Below are 20149 nucleotides of genomic sequence, written 5' to 3'. Positions count from 1 at the left end.
ATGGCAAGCATGTGGAAGCAGATCGGCAGAACCCTCGGCGCCCTCGCGGTGGAGAAGGGCCCTGCGTTGCTGCGCCAGCTGCAGTCGTCCACGTCCCAGTCGTCTGCCTCGAAACCGGGTCCGACCGGCCGCCCGATCGCCGCGCGAACGTCTCCGACCGCACATCGCGCCCGCAAGGTCGAGTACTCCCCCGACCTCGACGGCAAGGCCGATCCGGGCGAGATCGTCTGGACCTGGGTTGCCTACGAGGAGGATCCGACCCAGGGCAAAGACCGCCCAGTGCTGGTTGTCGGCCGCGACGGCGACACGCTGCTCGGCCTGATGTTGTCTTCGCAGAGTAAGCGCGAGGGTGAGCGCGATTGGCTCGCAATCGGTTCGGGTCCATGGGACGGCGAGGGAAGGCCCAGCTGGGTCCGGCTCGACCGGGTGCTCGACGTTCCCGAGAGCGGGATCCGGCGCGAGGGCGCCGTCATGGATCACAAGAAGTTCGACGCGGTCGCGGCAAAACTTCGGGCCGACTTCAGCTGGAGCTGAAGCCGACCCGGACGATGGAAACAGTGTCGATCAGCTGTCCATACGGTTGAACCGTCCGAAGAGTGCTCGATAGATGAGTGCACCGAGCGCACCGCCGATGAGCGGGAACACGATGAACAACCACACCTGACCGAGTGCACCGTCCTGGAACGGTGCGACAGCGAGGCTTCGAGCGGGGTTGACGGAGGTGTTGTCGATCGGGATCGAGATCAGGTGAATGACGGCCAGGGTGAAGCCGATGGACACCCCGGCGAGCGGCACGTCGGAGATCTGGTCGGTCGACGCGAGAACGACGAATACCAGCAGTGCTGTCAGCAGGATCTCGATGATCATGGCGGCACCGATGCCGTAGCCGTCGGAAACCACGTTTCCGAGAAGATTCTTCTCGGCAGACGGACTGTGTGCGCCCCAACCGTTTGCACCCAAACCGTCAGCAGCACGGTTGTACGCCGGGAGACTGTTGGCCACCGTGTAGATCACGACGCCTGCGACCAAGCCGCCGATCACTTGCGCGACAACGTAAATCGCCGCATTGACGGCTGAGATTCGCCCGATCACGAATTGGCCGAGAGTCACTGCTGGGTTGACGTGGCAACCGGAAATCGGTCCGATCGCATATACGAGGAACAGCAGGGTCAGGCCGAATGCGAAGGCAACTCCGAGATTGCCGACTTTCGCACCTGCGAAGCCGGCAGTTCCGACCGCGGAGAACACGAGCACAAATGTCCCCACCGCTTCGGCCGCATACTTCTTCACATCCGAGATCGGTTCGATCTCAGTCAATTCCTGTGCAGTTGGAGACATATTCCCACCTTCTTCTCATCGAACGGTAGTAATGCTCACGCGCCTAGATTTGCCGGACTTTACGCAAGCCTGGTGATCTCCACAACAACTTCGAGATCTGTGGAGCGTCCACCGGAAAAGATTCCCTTCAAAGGCGGCACATCCGAATAGTCCCTTCCTATTCCGACCGAGACATGCTGTTCATTCACAGCTATCGCATTGGTCGGGTCATATCCCCACCACGTGCCGGTCCACGCTTCGATCCACGCGTGCGATTCCCCGACCACAGTGTCCCCGACTGCCGCATCACGTTTGGGGTGGAGATAGCCGGAAACGTACCGACAGGGAATGCCCATCGTTCGAAGCAACACCAAGGTCAGATGCGCATAATCCTGGCAGACGCCTTTCCGTGCCGACCACGCCTCGACCGCCGACGTATGCACTCCGGTCGTACCCGGCACATATGACATTTCACCGTAAACCCATTGCGACGCAGCCACTACTGCATCTTCAGGTGATTTATCTTTGCGCAATTCCTTGGCAATTGTCGCCAGCTTACGATCACGCGGAACATATCTCGTGAAACTCAGTTGTTCGTTGAATCGATCTTTAATCGCGTTTCCCGACAATTCATCCCAGTCGACGGTTTCCTCGGGCTGAACAAACGGTTCCGTCTCGACCACCGGCAGTCCCGTCACTTCGAGTTCCGTATGCGGGGCGTGCAAGTCGAAGGCGGTCACCGCGGTGCCCCAGTAATCGGTGTATCGGTAGGAACGCGTTGCCGGCTGGGTTTCGACGCGCGTGAGTATCACCGTCTGCCTGGTGTCGCCGCGAGGTGTCAATCGCGCTTCGTTGTACGACGACGTCACCGGGGCGTCGTACGCATATCCCGTGGTGTGCACGACCCTCATCCGCCAGCTCACAGCTCTCCCTCCACCGTCGACTCCGCATACGCGGCGCCGGCATCCGTCCACGCGACCCACGGCGCAGCGTGGAAGTACTGCAATGCAATTGCCTCACCCAGTTCGCGGCAGGTCTCCTGCCAACCGAGCAACCGTCCCTGCAGATCCTCGAGCAACACGCCCTGCGGCAGGAACTCGAGTTCGCTGCGTGCGCGGCCCAGAAGCCGCGGCGCCTCCGCCCGGATTCCGACGCGACTGCCCGGCTGCGGGTCGAGCTCCTGCAGGCACTTCTCGGCCTGCCTGATCGAGTGGAACACCGAGCGCGGAAAGAGCCTGTCCAACAAGATGAACTCGACGACGCGATTGGCGTCGAGCGCTCCGCGATACGTACGCAGATACGTGTCATGTGCGCCCGCCGAGCGAAGAACGCTGACCCATGCCGGCGACGACGGGCGGTCACCGGCGCGCGCCAGAAGCATCCGCACGATCATGTCGACACGTTCGATCGACCTGCCCAGCAGAAGGAACCGATAGCCGTCGTCGCGACTGAGCGTGGAATCCGCCAGGCCCGCGAACATCGCTGCGCGTTCCTCCACATAGCGGAAGAACTCGTGTGGCCCCAGCCTGCGTGAGGCACGTTCACGCTCGGCCAGTCCGTTGTACGTGGTGTTCAGGCACTCCCACATCTCACTCGACGTGACCTCACGCGCCCCGCGAGCATTCTCACGAGCACTTGCCAGCGAGTCCACGATCGAACCAACCTGGTTGCGGCTGAACGCAACCAGATCGGTGAGCGAGCGCACGTCGAGCTTGCCCTCCGGCGCCTCGATGCCGAGGACACGCAGGAGCAGACGCGACGTGCGGTCCGGGTCGACGGTGGCGTCGTCGAGCAATTGATGGACGGCGACGTCGAGGATCCGAGCAGTGTCGTCGGCGCGCTCGACGTAGCGGCCGATCCAGTAGAGGGACTCTGCGTTGCGAGCAAGCATCGGTCACCACGCTCCGTTCACTGATAGTTCTTGGTAGCTGGGCACTTCCGAGGTGTTCACTGTTGCTGCTGCTGTTGTTGCTGCGAGGTGCTCAGTTCGGGACCCTGCACCGGCTCCGCGGATTCCGGGGGCTCGGACACCAGTTCCTCGCCTGACAACTCTGGGTCTTCGTCAGAGGTGCGACTCGCAAGCACCCACGTGTCCTTGCTTCCGCCGCCCTGGCTGGAGTTGACCACCAGCGAACCTTCCGGAAGTGCCACCCGGGTCAGGCCGCCGGGCAACACCCACACGTCCTCACCGTCGTTGACGGCAAAGGGCCGCAAGTCCACGTGGCGCGGCGAGAGAACATCGTCGATCTTGGTCGGCACCGTGGACAACTGCACGAGTGGCTGCGCAATCCACCCGCGCGGGTCTGCCTTGATCTTGCGGGTGATCGCGGCCAGTTCCTTGGGGCTCGCGTCGGGTCCGAAGACGATTCCGTAGCCGCCGGACCCTTCCACCGGCTTGATGACCAGTTCGGCGACGCGGTCGAGGACTTGCTCGCACTCCTCGTCCAACCAACAGCGGAACGTGTCGACGTTCTGCAAGAGCGGCTTCTCACCGAGGTAGTAGTCGATGATCTGCGGAACGTAGGTATAGACGAGTTTGTCGTCACCGACTCCGTTGCCGACGGCGCTCGAGATCACCACGTTGCCCGCCCGCGCCGCATTCAGTAGGCCTGCGACGCCGAGAATCGAATCCGGACGGAAGTGCATCGGGTCGAGATACTCGTCGTCGATGCGGCGATAGATGACGTCGACCTGGCGCTCGCCTTCCGTCGTGCGCATGTACACCATGTTGTCGCGGCAGAACAGGTCGCGACCTTCGACGAGTTCCACACCCATCTGACGAGCGAGCAACGAATGCTCGAAATAGGCGGAATTGGCGATACCCGGTGTGAGAACAACCACTGTCGGGTCCGCTTCGTTGAGTGCAGCACCCGCACGCAGCGCCCTCAGCAGGTGTGTTGCGTAATCACCGACCGCCCGCACCTTGTGGGACATGAACAGATCCGGGAACACCCGAGTCATGGTGCGACGGTTTTCCATCACATAGGAGACACCGGACGGAGATCGCAGATTGTCCTCGAGGACTCGGAACTCTCCCGCCTCGTCTCGGACCAGGTCGATACCCGCGACGTGAATTCGCACACCGTTGGGCGGCACGATGCCGGCTGCTTCACGGTGGAAGTGCTCGCACGAGGTCACCAAGCGGCGCGGCAACACGTGATCGCGCAGGATTCGCTGCTCGCCGTAAATGTCCGCGAGGAACAACTCGAGCGCCTTCACTCGCTGCTTGATGCCCTTTTCAAGCCGCGACCACTCCTGCGCGGCGATGACGCGCGGCACCAGATCCAACGGAAACGGTCGCTCCTGCCCGGACAGCGAGAACGTCACGCCCTGGTCGATGAATGCGCGTCCGAGTGCGTCGGCACGCGCGGCAAGGTCGGCGCTGCTCGTCGGCGCCAGGGCTTTGTACACACCCTTGTACGGACCACGCACCGAGCCGTCGGGCTCGAACATCTCGTCGAAAGCCAACTCGTAGCGACCGATGTCTGAATATCCGTCGAACACTGCGGCAGGACGCGCTCGGGTGGTGGTCGAACCTGTTTTACTCGAACTTTTCGAAGGCGGCGGCGTCATAGGGCAACATGCTGCTACAAGTGGGGCTATTCGGCAGCGCGGCGAGAAATCGGGCGCTCGGTGTACCCTTCTCGACAGACGCAACGTGCGACGGTTTGGGTTCTTGGGCCCTCGGCTGGTAATCTTGCCAGTCGGTGCATCAGTGCGCCCACAGCTTTCTCGACCGTAACCAGCTAAAGACGACAAGGATTTTACGCGTGGCCAACATCAAGTCCCAGGTGAAGCGAATCCGTACCAACGAGGCGGCCCGACTCCGTAACCAGTCGGTGAAGTCCTCGCTGCGTACCGCGATCCGTTCATTCCGCGAGGCTGCGGCAGCCGGTGACAAGGACAAGGCCAACGAGCTCCTCGTCTCCACCAGCCGCAAGCTCGACAAGGCAGCCAGCAAGGGCGTCATTCACGCCAACCAGGCTGCCAACAAGAAGTCTGCACTCTCGCAGGCTGCCAACAAGCTCTGACGTTTCCACTGTGACGGTTCGCCGTCACACTGGTTCGTCTCGATAGCCGCCAGGTCGAAAGACCAGGCGGCTATTTTGCGTATTCAATCGGGTCAGTGCGAAGACCCGCCATCCATGTCTTGCAGCGAATATGTGGAGCGGGCTGCAACCATCTGATGATGGCGATCAACGGGCACGGGAAGCGCCCTCGCAGCTGGTTGTTCACGACTGTCTTCTGGGCGGTCGTCGCTTTCGGCGTAGTGGCCGCCCTGGGAAATCCCTCGTTGGTGGGAATCATTGACGGTTGCAGTCGTCGGAGGTGCCGCAAGCTACGGATGGTGTAGGCGCAGGCAACGTAGCGAATTCCGGATCTTCTTCGGCGTGATGTGTTCACTCGTTGCGATTCTGGCGTTTCTCGCCGTTGGACGAGCGGTACTCACCACCGTGAAGGTGCCGGTGGACAGCATCGGCCAAGAAACCATTGCCTGCGGCAGTGTGGTGAATCCGGTGTCGCACGACTCACTACGGGTGACCGACATCAGAACAGGTGAACCAACGACACGGCCTCAGGCCATTCCGCATACTCAGTTGGAGCAAGCCTGCGTGAAACGCCTCGACTACCGGGCGGGCGAGGCCACGGCCGCCACTGTCGTCGGACTACTTCTGGCCGGACGCGCAGTAGGCCACGTTGTACTCAGTTCTTCCGCAACGCGCACACTTTCCGCACTGCCATCTCCAGGGCGAAGGACGAGTCGACTGCGGCACCCTTCACGTCGGCGTTGAGGGCAGCGACGATCTGCATCGCAGCGCCGATCGACGTGGGATCCCAGCCGCCGACCTCCTTGATCGCCTTCTTGACCTTCCACGGCGGCATTCCGAGATCCGACGCCAACCGGAACGGGTCACCGCCCCGTGCAAACGGGCCGACCTTCGCGATGGTGTGGACTGCGTCGGCGAGGGCATCCGCGAGCAGAACATGGGCTGTTCCGATCTGATCTGCCCATCGGAGCGCCTCGAGCGCACCCCGGGTATCGCCGACGATGACTTTGTCGGCCACGTCGAATCCGGAAACCTCGGCCTTGCCCGAGTAATACTTGTGGACCGCATCGACGTCGATCTTGCCGCCCGTATCTGCCGCCAATTGCGAGCAGGCCGACGCGAGTTCGCGGAGGTTGGAGCCGACGCTTTCGATCATCGCGGCGATCGCATCTGGCGCAACCCTGACGTCTGCGGTCCGGAACTCACCCCGGACGAAGTCGACAAGCTGACTCTTGTTCAGTTTTCCGCAGTTGTGAACCGTCGCGCCGAGCTTCTCGAGGGCCGGAGCCAACGCTTTCGCGCGACCGCCGCCCGAGTGCACGACGATCAGAACCACACCTTCTGCCGGCTCGCGTGCAGCCTCCAGGACAAGCGCTACGGCATCTTTGCCTGCTTCTGCAGCCGATTCCAGGACGATCACACGGTCTTCGGCAAAAAGAGAAGGGCTGAGCAACTCGGCCAACTCGGGAGCATTGGTGTCGCCCGCACGCATCTTGGTCACCGGGAGATCCGAAATACCCTGGCCGCGGTCACCGCGGACGGCTCTGATGAGCTGCGATACCGTGCGGTCGATCAGGAACTCGTCGTCCCCGAGAACAAGATGCAGCGGATCGACTCCAGACGGATTACTCACCCGAAGATGGTCCCACGAGGAACCGACACGATCGACACAGACCCGCCGCCCCCGCCGTACACAGCGACGGTGCCGTCGACGTCGGTCCGAACCACCGCCCCGCCCAATGAATCCAGTTCATCGAGAACCTCCGCATTCGGGTGCCCGAAACTGTTGCCGACGCCGACGCTGATCATCGTCAACCTCGGACGCACCGCTTCCAGAAATGCCGACGACGTGGTCCGAGAACCGTGATGGGGCAGCTTCAACACATCGGCCTTCACGTCCGCTCCCGATCGGAGGATCGCCTCCTCCCCCGCAACTTCGGCGTCGCCCGTCAACAGAATTCGACCCGCGCCCGTGTGCGCCATCACCACCAGCGACTGATCGTTGGCTGCATCTGCGGCACCGACGGAATCGCGGGGAGCTGGAACCAACGGACCGAGAACCTCCACGTTCACCGATCCCAACGTCAACTCCATACCTGCGAGCAACGAGACAACCGGAACGGCCTGCGAGTCGGCGGCATCCTTCACCGCCCGAAAACCTGACTCCGGCAACAACATCGACCCGACTCCGATCGCAGCGACCGAACGCCCACTCAGGACTGCTTCCAATCCACCGATGTGATCGGCATGAAAATGACTGATCACCAGCAACGCGATGTCGTTGACGTCCAACATGTTCAGGCAACGATCCATCGACGTGGGATCAGGACCGACATCGATCACGATCACCCTGCCGTCTCCAGTCGAGAGCACAAGACCGTCCCCCTGACCGACGTCGCACATCACCAGTGCCCACCCCGGAGCAATACGGCCACCCCCGAACACGTGCTGAAAGATCAGGGCCAGAACAACTCCCAGAACGAGAACGCCGAGCACCCATCTCGAAATCCGATTCCACAGCGTCAGGGTCGTCGCCAGTAGGACTCCCACGACGACGAGGGCACCGATGAGTCCTGACGGCACTACCACCGACGCTCCGGGAAGCGCCGCCGCCCGCTCGGACACGCACAGCAGCCACCCCATCGGCGGCCGCACCAATGGCGCGACGAACACCGCGATCGGTGGACAGATCAGCGCACACAAGGCAATCACCGCACCGAACACCGTGATGATTCCGATCACCGGCGCCACCGCCATGTTCGCGGCAATCGTGACCACGCTGAAGGTTCCCGCCATGGCGCCCACCAACGGTGCAGTCACGACAAACGCAGCACCCGAGACAGCTGTCATCTCCGAAAACCAACGGGGCCAGCCTCTTCGGCGAAGCACGTCCACCCACACCGGAGCAATGATCACCAGCGCGCCCGTCGCAGTAGTCGACAGCGCAAATCCCCAGTCGACGGCCAGCTCGGGCCTCACGACTACCAGAACGATGACGGCGGCGGCAAGCGCAGGCAGCGCCTGTTTGCGCCGACCAGTGACCAGACTGAGCAGGCCTACCAAGCCCATCACCGACGCGCGTAGAACACTCGGCGACGGCCTCGCGACGACAACAAAGGCAACGAGGGCTACCACCGCCAAAGCGGCGCCGACCCGTGGACTGAGCGCCGCGGCTCTGACCAACAGCAGAACGGCCCCGAGCAGAATGCTGATGTTGGCGCCGGACACCGCGGTGAGATGGGAAAGTCCGGCAACGGTGAAAGTTGTCCTTCACCACCGGCGACAGCGCCGACGTGTCTCCGACGACGAGGCCAGGCAGCAGACCCGCCTGATCCGGCGGGAGTGCAGCCGAGCACGCAGCCGCGAAACGAATGCGCACCACACTTGCCCATCGCTGATACCAGGGCACTTCTCCCACCGCGACAGGAGGCCCTTCGGACGTGATCACGGCGAGCGTGGAATCGCTACGCCATGGCTGACTCGCCCGGCCACGAACCGTGAGGCTCTGCCCTGGAACAACTTCGAGCCACGACGAACTGGGCGCCCGGATGGTGACCAAGCCGCCTCCGGAGTACCTGCGGTTCTGGGCAGTCACCGAATTGACGGTTGCCCTGAAGACGACCTGACCTTGACCCACCGCGCCGGAGACCGCGTGCGGATCCTCCGAGGGTTCCACTTCGACACTCACCCAAGCTCCCTCGAGAGAAGCTCGGGTCAGTGGGTGCCTCTCCGCCTCGGACGCCCGCCACCCGCCGACGGCACTACACCCGGCACCGAACAGCAATGCAACCAACATGATTCGTACCCACCCCGCTGATGTCCGGCGCACAACCACGTAAGTGAGGAGTGCCGCTGGAACCGCACACGCCACCGCCAGTACCCACGCGGCGACCGGGCCGAACAGGATCCCCACCGCACTGCTCCCCCACACCGCGACGGCAGACGGAAGCAGTCGAGCGTCGAGGACCGGCGAGGCTTCCGGTTCGTTCACACCGACACCAGCACTCGCAATTTGGCCAACCTTGCCGGGCCGATCCCGTCGACTTCCCCCAATTGTTCTATGTCCGTGAATTTTCCGTTGGATGTGCGCCAGGAGGTGATCGCCGCAGCCGTTACCGGCCCTACCCCGGGAAGCTCGTCCAGTTCGGCCTCGGTGGCGGTATTGAGGTTCACCAGCCCAGCCCCGCCGGATTCCCCCGTAGCTGCGGGGCTGGTCCCTCCTGCAGTGGTACTCGAAGAAACACCACCGGACTGATCGGCCGCACCAACCACGATCTGATCGCCGTCGACAAGTTTCTGAGCCAGATTCAGGCCCACCGTCTCCGCTCCGTCGAGCACGCCACCTGCCGCAGCAAGCGCGTCGGCGATGCGCGAGCCCGAATGAAGATTGACAAGCCCAGGCGTGCGCACGAGCCCGACGACACTGACCACCACAGCCTCGGGCGGCTGCTCTGCCACGACGCCGGTCGGTACAGGACTGGCTGATTCACCATCGCCGGCAGTCACATTCTTCTCCGTGACATTCTGGGGCGAGGGCAACGTTGGGACCGCCTGCATGCTCGGAGAATCCCACCACACGGCGAACAAGCCGATTCCCGTGGCCAGAACTGCAACGATCGCCAACACCCAGGTCGCCGACCGACTCGGGCGCCAACGTGTACCGCGCCAATGTTCGGGCAATCGGTCGAACCGTGACGAGTCGGGCTGAGCGTCGTAGTCGTCCTCGTCGAAGTCCCGAAGCCACTCGGGGGACCTCTCGAAAGACCCTGAATCCTCGAATTCGTCGACGGCCGGTCGCTGCCGGTAGTTTCCGTCCATCGCCGCGAGGCGATCACGCGCCCGCTCGCGCTCCTCGCTGATCCTCATGACTGGACGCTAACGAGAGACCTCGCCACCGAAGACGATGAATTTCGACCTGTGGAGAACTCGGGGATTGTGGAGAAACGATCAGGTGTTCGCGTCGATCTCCGGCAACGGGCACACCACAACACCGATCGCGCCGACGCCGACGTGCGCTCCGATAACCGCGCTGAAGTCGGTAACCACGGATTCCGCTACATCGGGAATGCGCTCGGCCAACTGTTCCGCTATCCCGTCGGCACGCTCTCGTGCTCGCATGTGATGCACGGCTATCGCCACGCGGCCGAGACCGGCGCGCTCGACTGCCGAATCAACCAAGCGTGCAAGCGCTTTGGTGGTGGTGCGCGTTTTTTCGCCGAGCACGAGTTTGCCGTCCACCAGATGCAGGATCGGCTTCATCGCCAATGCAGTACCCAGCAACGCAGCGGCGGTTCCGATTCGTCCGCCCCGACGCAATTGATCAAGTTTGTCGACGACGATGTAGCAGCGCCCACGGCTGGCGACGTCGACCGCCCGGCCGTACGCCTCTTCGAGTGAAGCGCCCTTCTCGGCCAAGCGTGCAGCTTCGAGAGCCGGATAGCCCAAACCCATACCGGCGGACTGTGAATCGACGATCCGGACGGCGCCACCGAATTCCTGGGCTGCGACTCGTCCGGCTTCCCACGTTCCCGACAGTTGACGTGAAATGTGAACGGCGAGAACGCCGTCACCGTCGCTCATGTCCAGGGCGCGTGCATACGCTTCGGACAACTCGGCGGGCGACGCTCCGGCCGTTGTCACTCCCGACAGGTCGCTCGGCATTGCGTCGACGCCCTCTCGCAAGTCGCAACCGTCACGGAGCACGTGGAGCGGAACAACCTGAATGCCACATGCGTCGGCCGACTCCTGCGGGATGCAGGCGGAGGAATCCGTGACGACGACGACCGGCATTCTGCTACCCGACTTCGCTCGGCGGTGCTACCAGTTCCGGCGAAACCACTTTCTGCGCCTCGACCCCGCGAATCGCAGCGATCATCGCGCGGGCTACGCCGAGGTGACCGTCCCAACCCCAGTGAATGCCGTCAGGATTGCCGTTCTCGGAAAAGACGTTGTCACGCACTGCATCTGCAAGGTCGACTACGGGAACGTCTTTCTCCGTAGCCCACTCGGTGATCGCGGACACGGCGGCCGGCCGGCCGGCATGCACGCTCGCGTAGGCATCGCTGCGATGCACTGACGGCAAGGTCGCGATCATCGGCAGTTCCGGCCGCATGTACTCCAACGCATTTCGCGAGCTTTCCAGATACTCGACGCTCAGCTTGGGCGGAAGTGCGACCGGGCGGCCCAGAGGTGCAAGCCGCGGCTGCAGCCACTGATAACCCTCGCGCACCACGCGTCGAAGCGCGGGTGGCCGAACGTAGCGGATGGTCTCGCGGAGCGCGGTAGGCAGCGGAGACGGTAGCGAGTCCATACCGCCGACCGCGAACACGACGGCGCCTGCCCGCGGCACCGCCGCCCACACACGAGGATCCTGAGTCAGTGCCCACCACGCATCGCGGCACGTCCAGCCGATACGGGCGACCAACTCGACGTCCCAGCCGAGTTCGTCGGCCACGATGTTGGGCCAGATGCGTGGATGATCTGCCGCGAGGCCGCCTTTGGGGCCGAAATACGACAGCGAATCCGCGAGTACGAGGAGGACGGGGCGCTGCCCGTCGGCACTTTCAGAGGACGTCATTTGCGACACTCGCAGAAGCATTCCATACGTCGAGTCGCCACTCGATCGACTTGACGTCACCATGTCCACTGAGTTGCACCCAACTGGTGTTTCCCAATCCGCCGAGGACGGCCCAGCGATCGACGGGTAGGTCGAGCAATGCCGCTGTCAGTGCCGCGATCAAGCCTCCGTGCGCCACCAGAACCACGGGCCGCTCGGCCCAGTCCGGGTGCGTGTCGAGCAATTCGTGAACTACGGGGAGGCTGCGATTCGCGACGTCGATTCGGCTTTCGCCGCCGGGCGGCGCCAACGTGGCATCCGCTCGCCACGCAGATCGCACACCGGGAGTGCGCTCGTCGACGTCATGATGAGTCAGGCCCTGCCATTCCCCCAGGTGTGTCTCACGCAGACGCGTGTCGGTGAGGACCGGAAGTCCGGCGGCATCACCGACAGCGACGGCCGTGAAGTACGCCCGACGCAGATCCGAGGACACGATCGTCAACGGCCTGCGATCGGCGATCACCGGACCTGCACTCTTGGCCTGCGTGCGTCCCAACTCCGACAGGTCGGTGTCGAGTTGCCCCTGCATCCGAGAGTCGGCGTTGTATTCGGTCTGTCCGTGACGCAGCAGGATGAGCCGGCGGACAGGGTTCGACGCCGCACTGGGCGCCGACGAAGTCACAGCGAGGGATCCTGCGCGTCCGGCTCGGAAACCGTGTCGGTCTCGAACACCGTGTTGGCGTCGGCGGGGCCGGGACGGTTCTGTCCGAGGCCTTCGACCTCGACCGTCGGGCAGTCCTTCCACAGTCGATCGAGAGCGTAGAAGTTGCGCTCCTCGTCATGCTGGACGTGGACGACGATGTCGGCGTAGTCGAGCAGTGCCCAGCGGCCCTCGCGGGTGCCTTCCCGGCGGACCGGCTTGTGTCCCGCTTCGCGGAGACGGTCTTCGATGTTCTCGACAATCGAGTTGACCTGACGCTCGTTCGTCGCAGATGCGATGACGAAGCAGTCCGTGATGACCAGCTGTTCGGACACATCGAGCACCACCACTTCGGTGGCCAGCTTCTCGTCGGCTGCCAAGGCCGCGATGCGTGCCATGTCGATGGCTTCGGTGTTTGCGCTCACTCGATGTTCTCCAGTTTCGTCTTCAGAAAGTACTTGTTGTGCTCGGCTAGCTCGATTCGGCGCCCGGGACGGCTTCCGACTTCCCCGGTGCGGGCTCCGACATCGTTGTAGCTCCGTCGCGGCGCTCCGCGTCGACAGGTCGATACAGGTTCCGCTTCGAGATGTACTGCACCACTCCGTCCGGCACCAGGTACCAGACGGGGCGGTCTTCACTTGCCCGACGCCGACATTCGGTCGACGAAATGGCAAGTGCCGGAATCTCTATCAACGTGACCGCGTCGGCGGGCATGGTGTCGAGGTGACCGGCCAGGTGCTCTGCATTGAGATCGAAACCCGGTCGCGATACCCCGACGAACTTCGCCAATGCGAACAACTCTTCCCAATCTTGCCAGGAAAGGATGCTGGCCAGCGCATCGGCACCGGTGATGAAGAAGAGTTCGGCGTCAGGGTGGTAGGCCCGGAGGTCTCGCAGCGTGTCCACGGTGTACGTCACTTTTTCACGGTCGACGTCGACCCGAGAGACGGAAAACCGCGGGTTGGAGGCGGTGGCGATGACCGTCATGAGGTACCGGTCCTCGGCAGGACTGACGCCCTTCCCCTGCTTCTGCCAGGGCCGCCCGGTGGGGACGAAGATCACTTCGTCGAGTCCGAACCGGTCGGCGACCTCACTGGCCGCAACGAGGTGGCCATGGTGAATGGGGTCGAAGGTGCCACCCATCACTCCTAGGCGTCGAGCACGTTCCACCGATAGTCCCTTCTGCACGAGTGTCGAGCTTACGGGTCAGACCGGCAGCAGACGGGACACGACGTCGGCAAGCTGCTGGGCCGAGCGGCACTCGTGCATGCTGATGACCTCGTTGTAGACCTTCGCCGCGGAGTCACCCGTTCCCCATTGCCCCTTCGGCTCGGGGTTGAGCCAGTGCGCGTGCTTGGCTACTGCCACCATCTGCGACAGCGACTGAAGGTTGGGATCGCGGTAGTTGTTGCGACCGTCGCCGAGTACCAGTAGCGACGTGCGACTGGTGATCGACTGCGCGAACTTCTCCTGGAACACTCCGAAGGCGTGTCCGTAGTCTGAGTGGCCGTCGTAGGTGATCAGTTCGGCCTCACGCACCATCCGTGACATCGCTGATCCGAGGTCTGCGTTCGAGTCGAAGAACCGCGTGACCTCGTCGGTCGTGTCGATGAACGCGAACACCCGCACGCGCGAGAACTGCTCACGCAAAGCGTTCACGAGCAGCAGAGTGAAATGGCTGAACCCCGCCACCGAGCCGGATACGTCACACATCACCACAAGTTCGGGCCGCGCCCGCTTCGGCTTGCGCTGCACCAGATCGATCGGCACTCCGCCCGTCGACATGGACTTGCGCAACGTACGACGTAGGTCGATCGAACCCGCGCGAGAGCGGCTGCGACGCACGGCGAGACGACTGGCCAACAAGCGAGCCAGGGGTGCGACGTTCTTCTTCAGCGTGGTGAGTTCGGCATCGGACGCTCGCAAGAAGTCGACTTCCTCGGCGAGTTTCGGAACGCCGTACGTGGCGACCCGCTCCTTGCCCAAATTCTCGGCTGTGCGTCGACGCGTTTCCTTCTCGACCATCTTGCGGAAGTCCGCGATGCGCTGCGCTGCCGTGCGCTTGGCGACCTCGGACTGATAGTCGGAGTTGTCCTTGCCCTCTGACCCGGAACCCTCCTGGTTGCCGAGCAGGCCCTGCAGGATCTTGTTGAGCAACGTCTCCGGGGCGACGTCACGCAGCGCCTGATAGGCGGAGAACGACGGGCCGTTACTCGACTGGTACTGCCCGAGTTCCTCGACCATCGCGGCGGTCAGGAGTTCGGTCATCTCCATCGCCTCGTCACTGCCGTCTGTCAGCAGTTCGGCAATGAGCTCACGCAAGGCCTGCAGGTCGATCGAGCCGTCTGGCTTGCGCGGCAGTGTGACGTCGACGTCGCCGACCGCACGGTCACCGATCGCCTTGGGGAACCACAGGTCGAAGACGGCGTCGAACGTCGCCCGGTGGGTCGGCCTGCGCAGGAGCGAGCATGCCAGCCCTTCACGAAGCGCTTCACGATCGAGCAGGTCGAGAACAGACATGACCTGACCGGCGTCGACTGTCTCGGACGGGCCGACCATGATTCCGCGTCGTCGCAAAGCCTCGACAAAATCGACGAGGTGACCGGGAATCCCGTGCGGCGCTGCCAGGCCGCCAGGTGAGAGCGGCGACGTCGATGCTGCGGGAGCCATGTCAGACCTCAGTTCAGCCGAAGTTCAGCGGCGGCACGCACCTGGTCCGACTGGTGCTTGAGGATCACGCCGAGCGTGGCGCGAACGGCATCGTCGTCGAGAGTGTCCATGCCCAGAGCAAGAAGGGTGCGTCCCCAGTCGATGGTCTCGGATACCGAAGGGACCTTCTTGAGCTGCATTCCGCGAAGAACACGAATGGTGTTGACCAGCTGCTCGGCAATCGCTTCAGGAAGCTCCGGCACACGGCTTGCGAGGATGCGACGCTCGAGGTCGGCGTCCGGGAAGTCGAGATGCAGGAAGAGGCAACGACGCTTCAGAGCCTCCGAGAGTTCGCGAGTGGCATTCGAGGTCAACACCGTGAACGGCTTGCGGGTGGCGGTAATGGTTCCGAGCTCGGGGATCGTGACCGCGAAGTCGCTGAGCACTTCGAGGAGCAGACCTTCGATCTCGACGTCTGCCTTGTCCGTCTCGTCGATCAACAGCACCGTCGGGTCCTCGCGGCGAATGGCCTTGAGCAGTGGACGTGCGAGCAGGAACTCCTCCGAGAAGACATCCGCCTTCGTCGAATCCCAGCTGTGGTCGACCGCGACATCACCCCTCGCTCCGCTCGCCCCGCCCGACTGAATCCGAAGAATCTGCTTCGCGTGGTTCCACTCGTAGAGTGCACGAGCCTCGTCGACGCCCTCGTAGCACTGCAGACGCACCAGTTCTGCGCCCGTGGTCTGGGCGACTGCGCGGGCGAGTTCCGTCTTTCCGACACCGGCCGGGCCCTCGATGAGCAGCGGCTTGCCCAGACGATCGGCCAGGAAGACTGCCGTCGCGGTGGCCTTGTCGGACAGATAGCCGGTTTCGGCCAGCCGTTCGATCACGTCGTCGACGGTCGAGAAGAACGGCGTCGTGTCGGGAAGTGCTCGGTCCACGGTTAACTCCTTGAGAGGTGGGGCAAGTCTGGTGAACTTTTCAGGCGGGTCGGGTGTGCCCGTCGCCCCAGACGATCCACTTGGTGGACGTCAGTTCCGGCAACCCCATGGGGCCACGCGCATGCAGTTTCTGGGTGGAGATGCCGATCTCGGCGCCGAACCCGAACTGCTCACCGTCGGTGAAGGCAGTCGACGCATTGACCATCACTGCCGCGGCGTCGACTCGAGCGGTGAACTCGCGGGCAGCCGAGAGATCGGACGTCACGATGGCTTCGGTGTGGCCGGTTCCGTACTGGTCGATGTGCTCGACGGCAGCGTCCAAGTCCTTGACGACCTTGAGGGCGACGTCGAGGGTGAGGTATTCCTTCGACCAGTCGTCCTCGGTCGCGGGAACCAGTCCCGGCAGATCACCGTGCACGACGACGTCGTGCATCTGAAGCGCTTGGAGCAGCTTCGGCACGGCCGTCTCGGCAATAGCGGCGTCGACCAGCACCGTCTCTGCCGTGTTGCACACACTGGGCCGACGGGTTTTGGAGTTGAGAAGAATCTTCTCGGCCATCAGTAGATCGGCGGCCGAGTGAACATAGACGTGGCAGTTACCGACACCGGTCTCGATGGTGGGCACGGTGGCATCACGCACGACGGCGCTGATCAAGCCGGCACCGCCGCGCGGGATGACGACGTCGACGAGGCCACGGGCCTGAATCAAATGAGTGACCGTGGAGCGATCCGCACTCGGCAGTAGTTGAACGGAATCCTCGGGCAGTCCCTGATCAACCAACGACGCACGCAGAGCCGCCACCAACGCTTCGTTGGACTTGACCGCCGAGGACGAACCACGAAGCAGCGCAGCATTTCCCGACTTGAGGGTGAGCCCGAAGGCATCGACGGTCACGTTGGGGCGAGCCTCGTAGACCATGCCGACGACACCGAGCGGAACGCGCTGCTGGCGTAGCTCCAAACCGTTCGGCAAAGTGGATCCACGAAGCACTTCACCGATCGGATCGGGTAGTCCGGCAACCTGACGCAAACCCGACGCGATGCCCTCGATCCGCTCAGCGGTCAGACGAAGACGGTCGAGCAGCGATTCCTCGGTGCCGCCCGCCTTCGCGGTGTCGATATCGAGAGCGTTGGCCGCGAGAATCCGATCACTTGCCGCGAGTACCGCGTCGGCTGCGGCGTTGAGCGCAGCATCCTTCTGCGCCGTGGTCAGCAGAGCCAGGACGCGCGAAGCCTTACGGGCTCGGCGTGCGGCGTCGTGCACGACGGACTTGGTGTCGGACGCGTTCGAGTCGACGGTTTCTGCGTTGGAAGTCACAGCGGTCATGAATACACATTAACCACCCACCGTGACGGCCTGCTCGGCGGAACGAGGCTGTGACCACCCGGGACCATTCCGGCGGACCGCCTGCGAACATTTAGGCGGACCGCCTGCGAACATTTAGGCGGACCGCCTGCGAACATTTCGGCGGACCGCCGGGGAACAATTCCGGCGCGCGACACTGTTGCACCCACCGACCTTCTTCTTCGAGTCAGGAGCCATCCGTGAGTGTGTTGTTCGAGCCTTTGACCCTGCGCGGCGTCACCATCCCGAACCGCGTCTGGATGGCACCGATGTGCCAGTACTCCGCTGACGTCATCGGCGACCAGGTCGGAGTGCCCAACGAGTGGCATCGCACGCATCTGGTGAGCCGTGCAATCGGCGGCACCGGCCTGATTCTCACCGAGGCGACGGCCGTCAATCCCGAAGGCCGCATATCGGCAGCTGATCTGGGGATCTGGAACGACACGCAGGCGCAAGCCTTCGCCGAGATCAACGCGCAACTCGCGTACTTCGGCGCAGTGCCCGGAATTCAGCTGGCCCACGCCGGACGCAAAGCGTCGACGCAGGTTCCGTGGCGCGGAGGCAAGAGTCTGCCCGCCGACGACCGACTCTCGTGGCAGACGGTTGCCCCGAGCGCGGTTCCGTTCGGTCACCTTGCCGATCCGGTCGAGCTCACCACGGAAGGCATCGAGAAGGTCGTCGCAGACTTTGCAGCGGCGGCTACCCGCGCACTGAAGGCCGAATTCAAGGTCGTGGAAATTCACGCGGCCCACGGATACCTGATCCATCAGTTCCTCTCCCCCGAGAGCAACAAGCGGACCGACCGCTACGGCGGCAGCTTCGAGAACCGCATCCGGTTGCTCCTCGAAATCCTGAGCGCAGTCCGCGAGGTGTGGCCGGCCGAGCTACCGCTCTTCGTCCGGGTCTCGGCAACCGATTGGCTCACGGAAGAACGTGGGCTCGACGTCGAGAGCTGGACCGCGGATCAGACCGTAGCCCTCGCCAACATCCTCTCCGACTACGGCGTCGATCTCGTCGACGTGTCCACCGGTGGTAATTCACCGGCAGCCAAGATTCCGGTGGAGCCGGGATACCAGGTTCCGTTCGCCCGTCGCCTGCAGAACGAGAGCCTGCTACCGGCCGCCGCCGTCGGCCTCATCACCGAACCCGAACAGGCCGAGAAGATCGTCGAAGACGGAAGCGCAGTGGCGGTGCTCCTCGGCCGCGAACTGTTGCGTGATCCCTACTGGGCGCGCCGGGCGGCCCGTGAACTGAACGCCGAGGTAGGACCGCATATCCCGTCGCAGTACGCCCGCGCCTTCTAGCCCGAAAATCGGCTCCCGCGCACAACTTTGATAGCGTAAGCGTCTTACTTGCCGGTAGTCCGGAGCCCTGAGGGTTCCGGACACTGCCGCGGGCCAGAGCCGTGCGACGGGGGTCGCAACGAGCCACAGGGCACGCGGACGCTCGATTTCCCGACCGGCTCATCGGCGAGTGGGCAACGAAAAGATGCGTGCATCAGGTACGTGCCCCGCTCGGTTCGATGATTGCGCTGGGGAGCGCATGTCATGACTACACCAGAGAACTCGATCAGCGCTCTCGAAGTGGCCGAATCACCCGATGTCTGCGTCACCGACAATGCGTCCGTCAAGCGCGCTGTCAAGGCAACGATGCTCGGAAATGCCATGGAGTGGTTCGATTTCGGCGTTTACGCATATCTAGCTACCACTATAGGAAAAGTGTTCTTCCCGGACGCGAGCGGCAGCGCTCAACTCCTCTCTACCTTTGCAATTTTTGCGGCAGCCTTCATCGTCCGCCCACTCGGCGGATTGTTCTTCGGTCCACTCGGTGACCGCATCGGACGCAAGAAAGTCCTGGCCACCACCATCATTCTGATGGCGGGCAGCACCTTCGCCATCGGCCTCATCCCGAGCTACGAATCCATCGGTATCGCCGCCCCGATCCTGCTGGTACTCCTACGCCTACTGCAGGGCTTTTCCACCGGCGGCGAATACGGCGGAGCCAGTACGTTCGTCGCCGAATACGCACCGGACAAGCGCCGCGGTTTCTTCGCCAGCTTCCTCGAATTCGGTACTCTGGCAGGATATGTGGCGGCAGCGGGCATCGTGACGATCATCCAGACCGTTGTCAGTGCCGAGGACCTACTCCAGTGGGGCTGGCGCATCCCCTTCCTCATTGCCGGACCTCTGGGTCTCATCGGCCTGTACCTCCGTCTGCGTTTGGAGGAAACTCCCGCATTCCAGATGATGGAGCAGGCCGAAGAGCGCTCCCTCGCAGATGAATCCACAGGCAAGAAACTACGCGAAACTCTCGTCGACAACTGGCGTCCGCTTGTTCTGTGCATCGTCCTGGTGGCCACGTACAACATCGCTCACTACGGACTGCTCAGCTACATGCCGACATATCTGACCAACACGTTGGGTTACGACGAATCCCACGGACTCGTTCTGATGATCATCGTCATGATCGTGATGATGATGGGAATCAGCTACGTCGGAAAGTTCTCGGACCGCGTCGGGCGTAAACCCTTGCTGCTCAGCGGTTTCATCGGATTCTTCGTCCTGTCCCTGCCTGCCTACCTTCTGATCGGCG

General features: G+C 63.1%; 18 protein-coding genes and 1 pseudogene. 4 read left to right on the top strand and 15 right to left on the bottom strand.

What is annotated here, in order from left to right:
- The gene (locus tag A2J01_RS17265; RefSeq protein WP_007731034.1) at positions 1–534 is read left to right on the top strand and encodes a type II toxin-antitoxin system PemK/MazF family toxin; all 534 of its coding nucleotides are present in this window, start codon (positions 1–3) and stop codon (positions 532–534) included.
- 30 nt (positions 535–564) lie between these two features.
- Here the strand turns inward: A2J01_RS17265 and A2J01_RS17260 are convergent, their stop codons facing one another.
- From A2J01_RS17260 to A2J01_RS17245, 4 genes are read right to left on the bottom strand one after another with little or no spacing between them, the layout of a single operon-like run.
- A complete protein-coding gene (locus tag A2J01_RS17260) occupies positions 565–1338 on the bottom strand; it encodes an aquaporin (RefSeq protein WP_064113183.1) in 774 nt (257 codons plus the stop codon).
- A 59-nt stretch (positions 1339–1397) separates the two neighbouring features.
- Positions 1398–2228, bottom strand: coding sequence for a transglutaminase family protein (locus tag A2J01_RS17255; protein ID WP_064113182.1), 831 nt, complete (start codon positions 2226–2228; stop codon positions 1398–1400).
- Between the two features lie 8 nt (positions 2229–2236).
- A complete protein-coding gene (locus tag A2J01_RS17250) occupies positions 2237–3208 on the bottom strand; it encodes an alpha-E domain-containing protein (RefSeq protein ID WP_003944483.1) in 972 nt (323 codons plus the stop codon).
- 56 nt (positions 3209–3264) lie between these two features.
- On the bottom strand, positions 3265–4890 hold the full coding sequence (locus tag A2J01_RS17245) for a circularly permuted type 2 ATP-grasp protein (RefSeq protein WP_003944471.1): 1626 nt from the start codon (positions 4888–4890) through the stop codon (positions 3265–3267).
- 197 nt (positions 4891–5087) lie between these two features.
- On the opposite strand from A2J01_RS17245, the gene rpsT reads away from it, so the two are divergent.
- Entirely contained in the window at positions 5088–5348 is a 261-nt protein-coding gene (rpsT, locus tag A2J01_RS17240) for a 30S ribosomal protein S20 (RefSeq protein ID WP_003944567.1), read from the top strand.
- A 673-nt stretch (positions 5349–6021) separates the two neighbouring features.
- Here the strand turns inward: rpsT and holA are convergent.
- From holA to A2J01_RS17180, 11 genes and pseudogenes are all read right to left on the bottom strand, one after another.
- The gene (gene holA / locus A2J01_RS17230) at positions 6022–6999 is read right to left on the bottom strand and encodes a DNA polymerase III subunit delta (RefSeq protein WP_003944476.1); all 978 of its coding nucleotides are present in this window, start codon (positions 6997–6999) and stop codon (positions 6022–6024) included.
- Positions 6996–9357, bottom strand: a pseudogene (locus tag A2J01_RS17225) (ComEC/Rec2 family competence protein). The gene holA and the pseudogene A2J01_RS17225 overlap by 4 nt, the downstream one beginning before the upstream one ends.
- Positions 9354–10232 (bottom strand): ComEA family DNA-binding protein, encoded by an 879-nt coding sequence (locus A2J01_RS17220; protein WP_064113181.1) that lies wholly within the window; start codon positions 10230–10232, stop codon positions 9354–9356. Before A2J01_RS17220 ends, A2J01_RS17225 begins: the two are co-directional and overlap by 4 nt.
- Positions 10233–10313: 81 nt before the next feature.
- Positions 10314–11156, bottom strand: a complete 843-nt coding sequence (locus A2J01_RS17215) for a DegV family protein (protein ID WP_050654643.1) — start codon at positions 11154–11156, stop codon at positions 10314–10316.
- Between the two features lie 4 nt (positions 11157–11160).
- Positions 11161–11943: a diglucosylglycerate octanoyltransferase gene (octT, locus tag A2J01_RS17210; protein ID WP_042924057.1), complete on the bottom strand. Its 783-nt coding sequence runs from the start codon at positions 11941–11943 to the stop codon at positions 11161–11163.
- Positions 11930–12604, bottom strand: a complete 675-nt coding sequence (locus tag A2J01_RS17205; RefSeq protein WP_019749053.1) for a histidine phosphatase family protein — start codon at positions 12602–12604, stop codon at positions 11930–11932. Before A2J01_RS17205 ends, octT begins: the two co-directional genes overlap by 14 nt.
- Positions 12601–13047 carry a ribosome silencing factor gene (rsfS, locus tag A2J01_RS17200; protein WP_003944502.1) on the bottom strand — a complete coding sequence of 149 codons (447 nt, stop codon included), beginning with the start codon at positions 13045–13047 and terminating at the stop codon, positions 12601–12603. The genes A2J01_RS17205 and rsfS overlap by 4 nt, the downstream gene beginning before the upstream one ends.
- A gap of 46 nt (positions 13048–13093) precedes the next feature.
- Entirely contained in the window at positions 13094–13810 is a 717-nt protein-coding gene (gene nadD / locus A2J01_RS17195; RefSeq protein ID WP_003944462.1) for a nicotinate-nucleotide adenylyltransferase, read from the bottom strand.
- Between the two features lie 18 nt (positions 13811–13828).
- Positions 13829–15292, bottom strand: a complete 1464-nt coding sequence (locus A2J01_RS17190; protein ID WP_007731020.1) for a vWA domain-containing protein — start codon at positions 15290–15292, stop codon at positions 13829–13831.
- An 8-nt stretch (positions 15293–15300) separates the two neighbouring features.
- Entirely contained in the window at positions 15301–16212 is a 912-nt protein-coding gene (locus A2J01_RS17185; RefSeq protein ID WP_003944506.1) for an AAA family ATPase, read from the bottom strand.
- 40 nt (positions 16213–16252) lie between these two features.
- Positions 16253–17539 carry a glutamate-5-semialdehyde dehydrogenase gene (locus A2J01_RS17180; RefSeq protein WP_054826981.1) on the bottom strand — a complete coding sequence of 429 codons (1287 nt, stop codon included), beginning with the start codon at positions 17537–17539 and terminating at the stop codon, positions 16253–16255.
- Between the two features lie 218 nt (positions 17540–17757).
- Between A2J01_RS17180 and A2J01_RS17175 the strand changes: the two genes are divergently transcribed.
- Together A2J01_RS17175 and A2J01_RS17170 are read left to right on the top strand one after the other, a co-directional pair.
- Complete coding sequence (locus A2J01_RS17175) at positions 17758–18861, top strand: NADH:flavin oxidoreductase/NADH oxidase (protein WP_054826982.1); 1104 nt, start codon at positions 17758–17760, stop codon at positions 18859–18861.
- Between the two features lie 243 nt (positions 18862–19104).
- The coding region (locus A2J01_RS17170) for an MFS transporter (RefSeq protein ID WP_064113180.1) at positions 19105–20149 on the top strand (1045 nt) is incomplete at its 3' end.

Source organism: Rhodococcus sp. EPR-134 (genome assembly GCF_001647205.1).
In the GTDB taxonomy this organism is placed as follows: domain Bacteria; phylum Actinomycetota; class Actinomycetes; order Mycobacteriales; family Mycobacteriaceae; genus Rhodococcus_F; species Rhodococcus_F qingshengii.
This window is presented reverse-complemented; position numbering and strand designations above follow the sequence as displayed.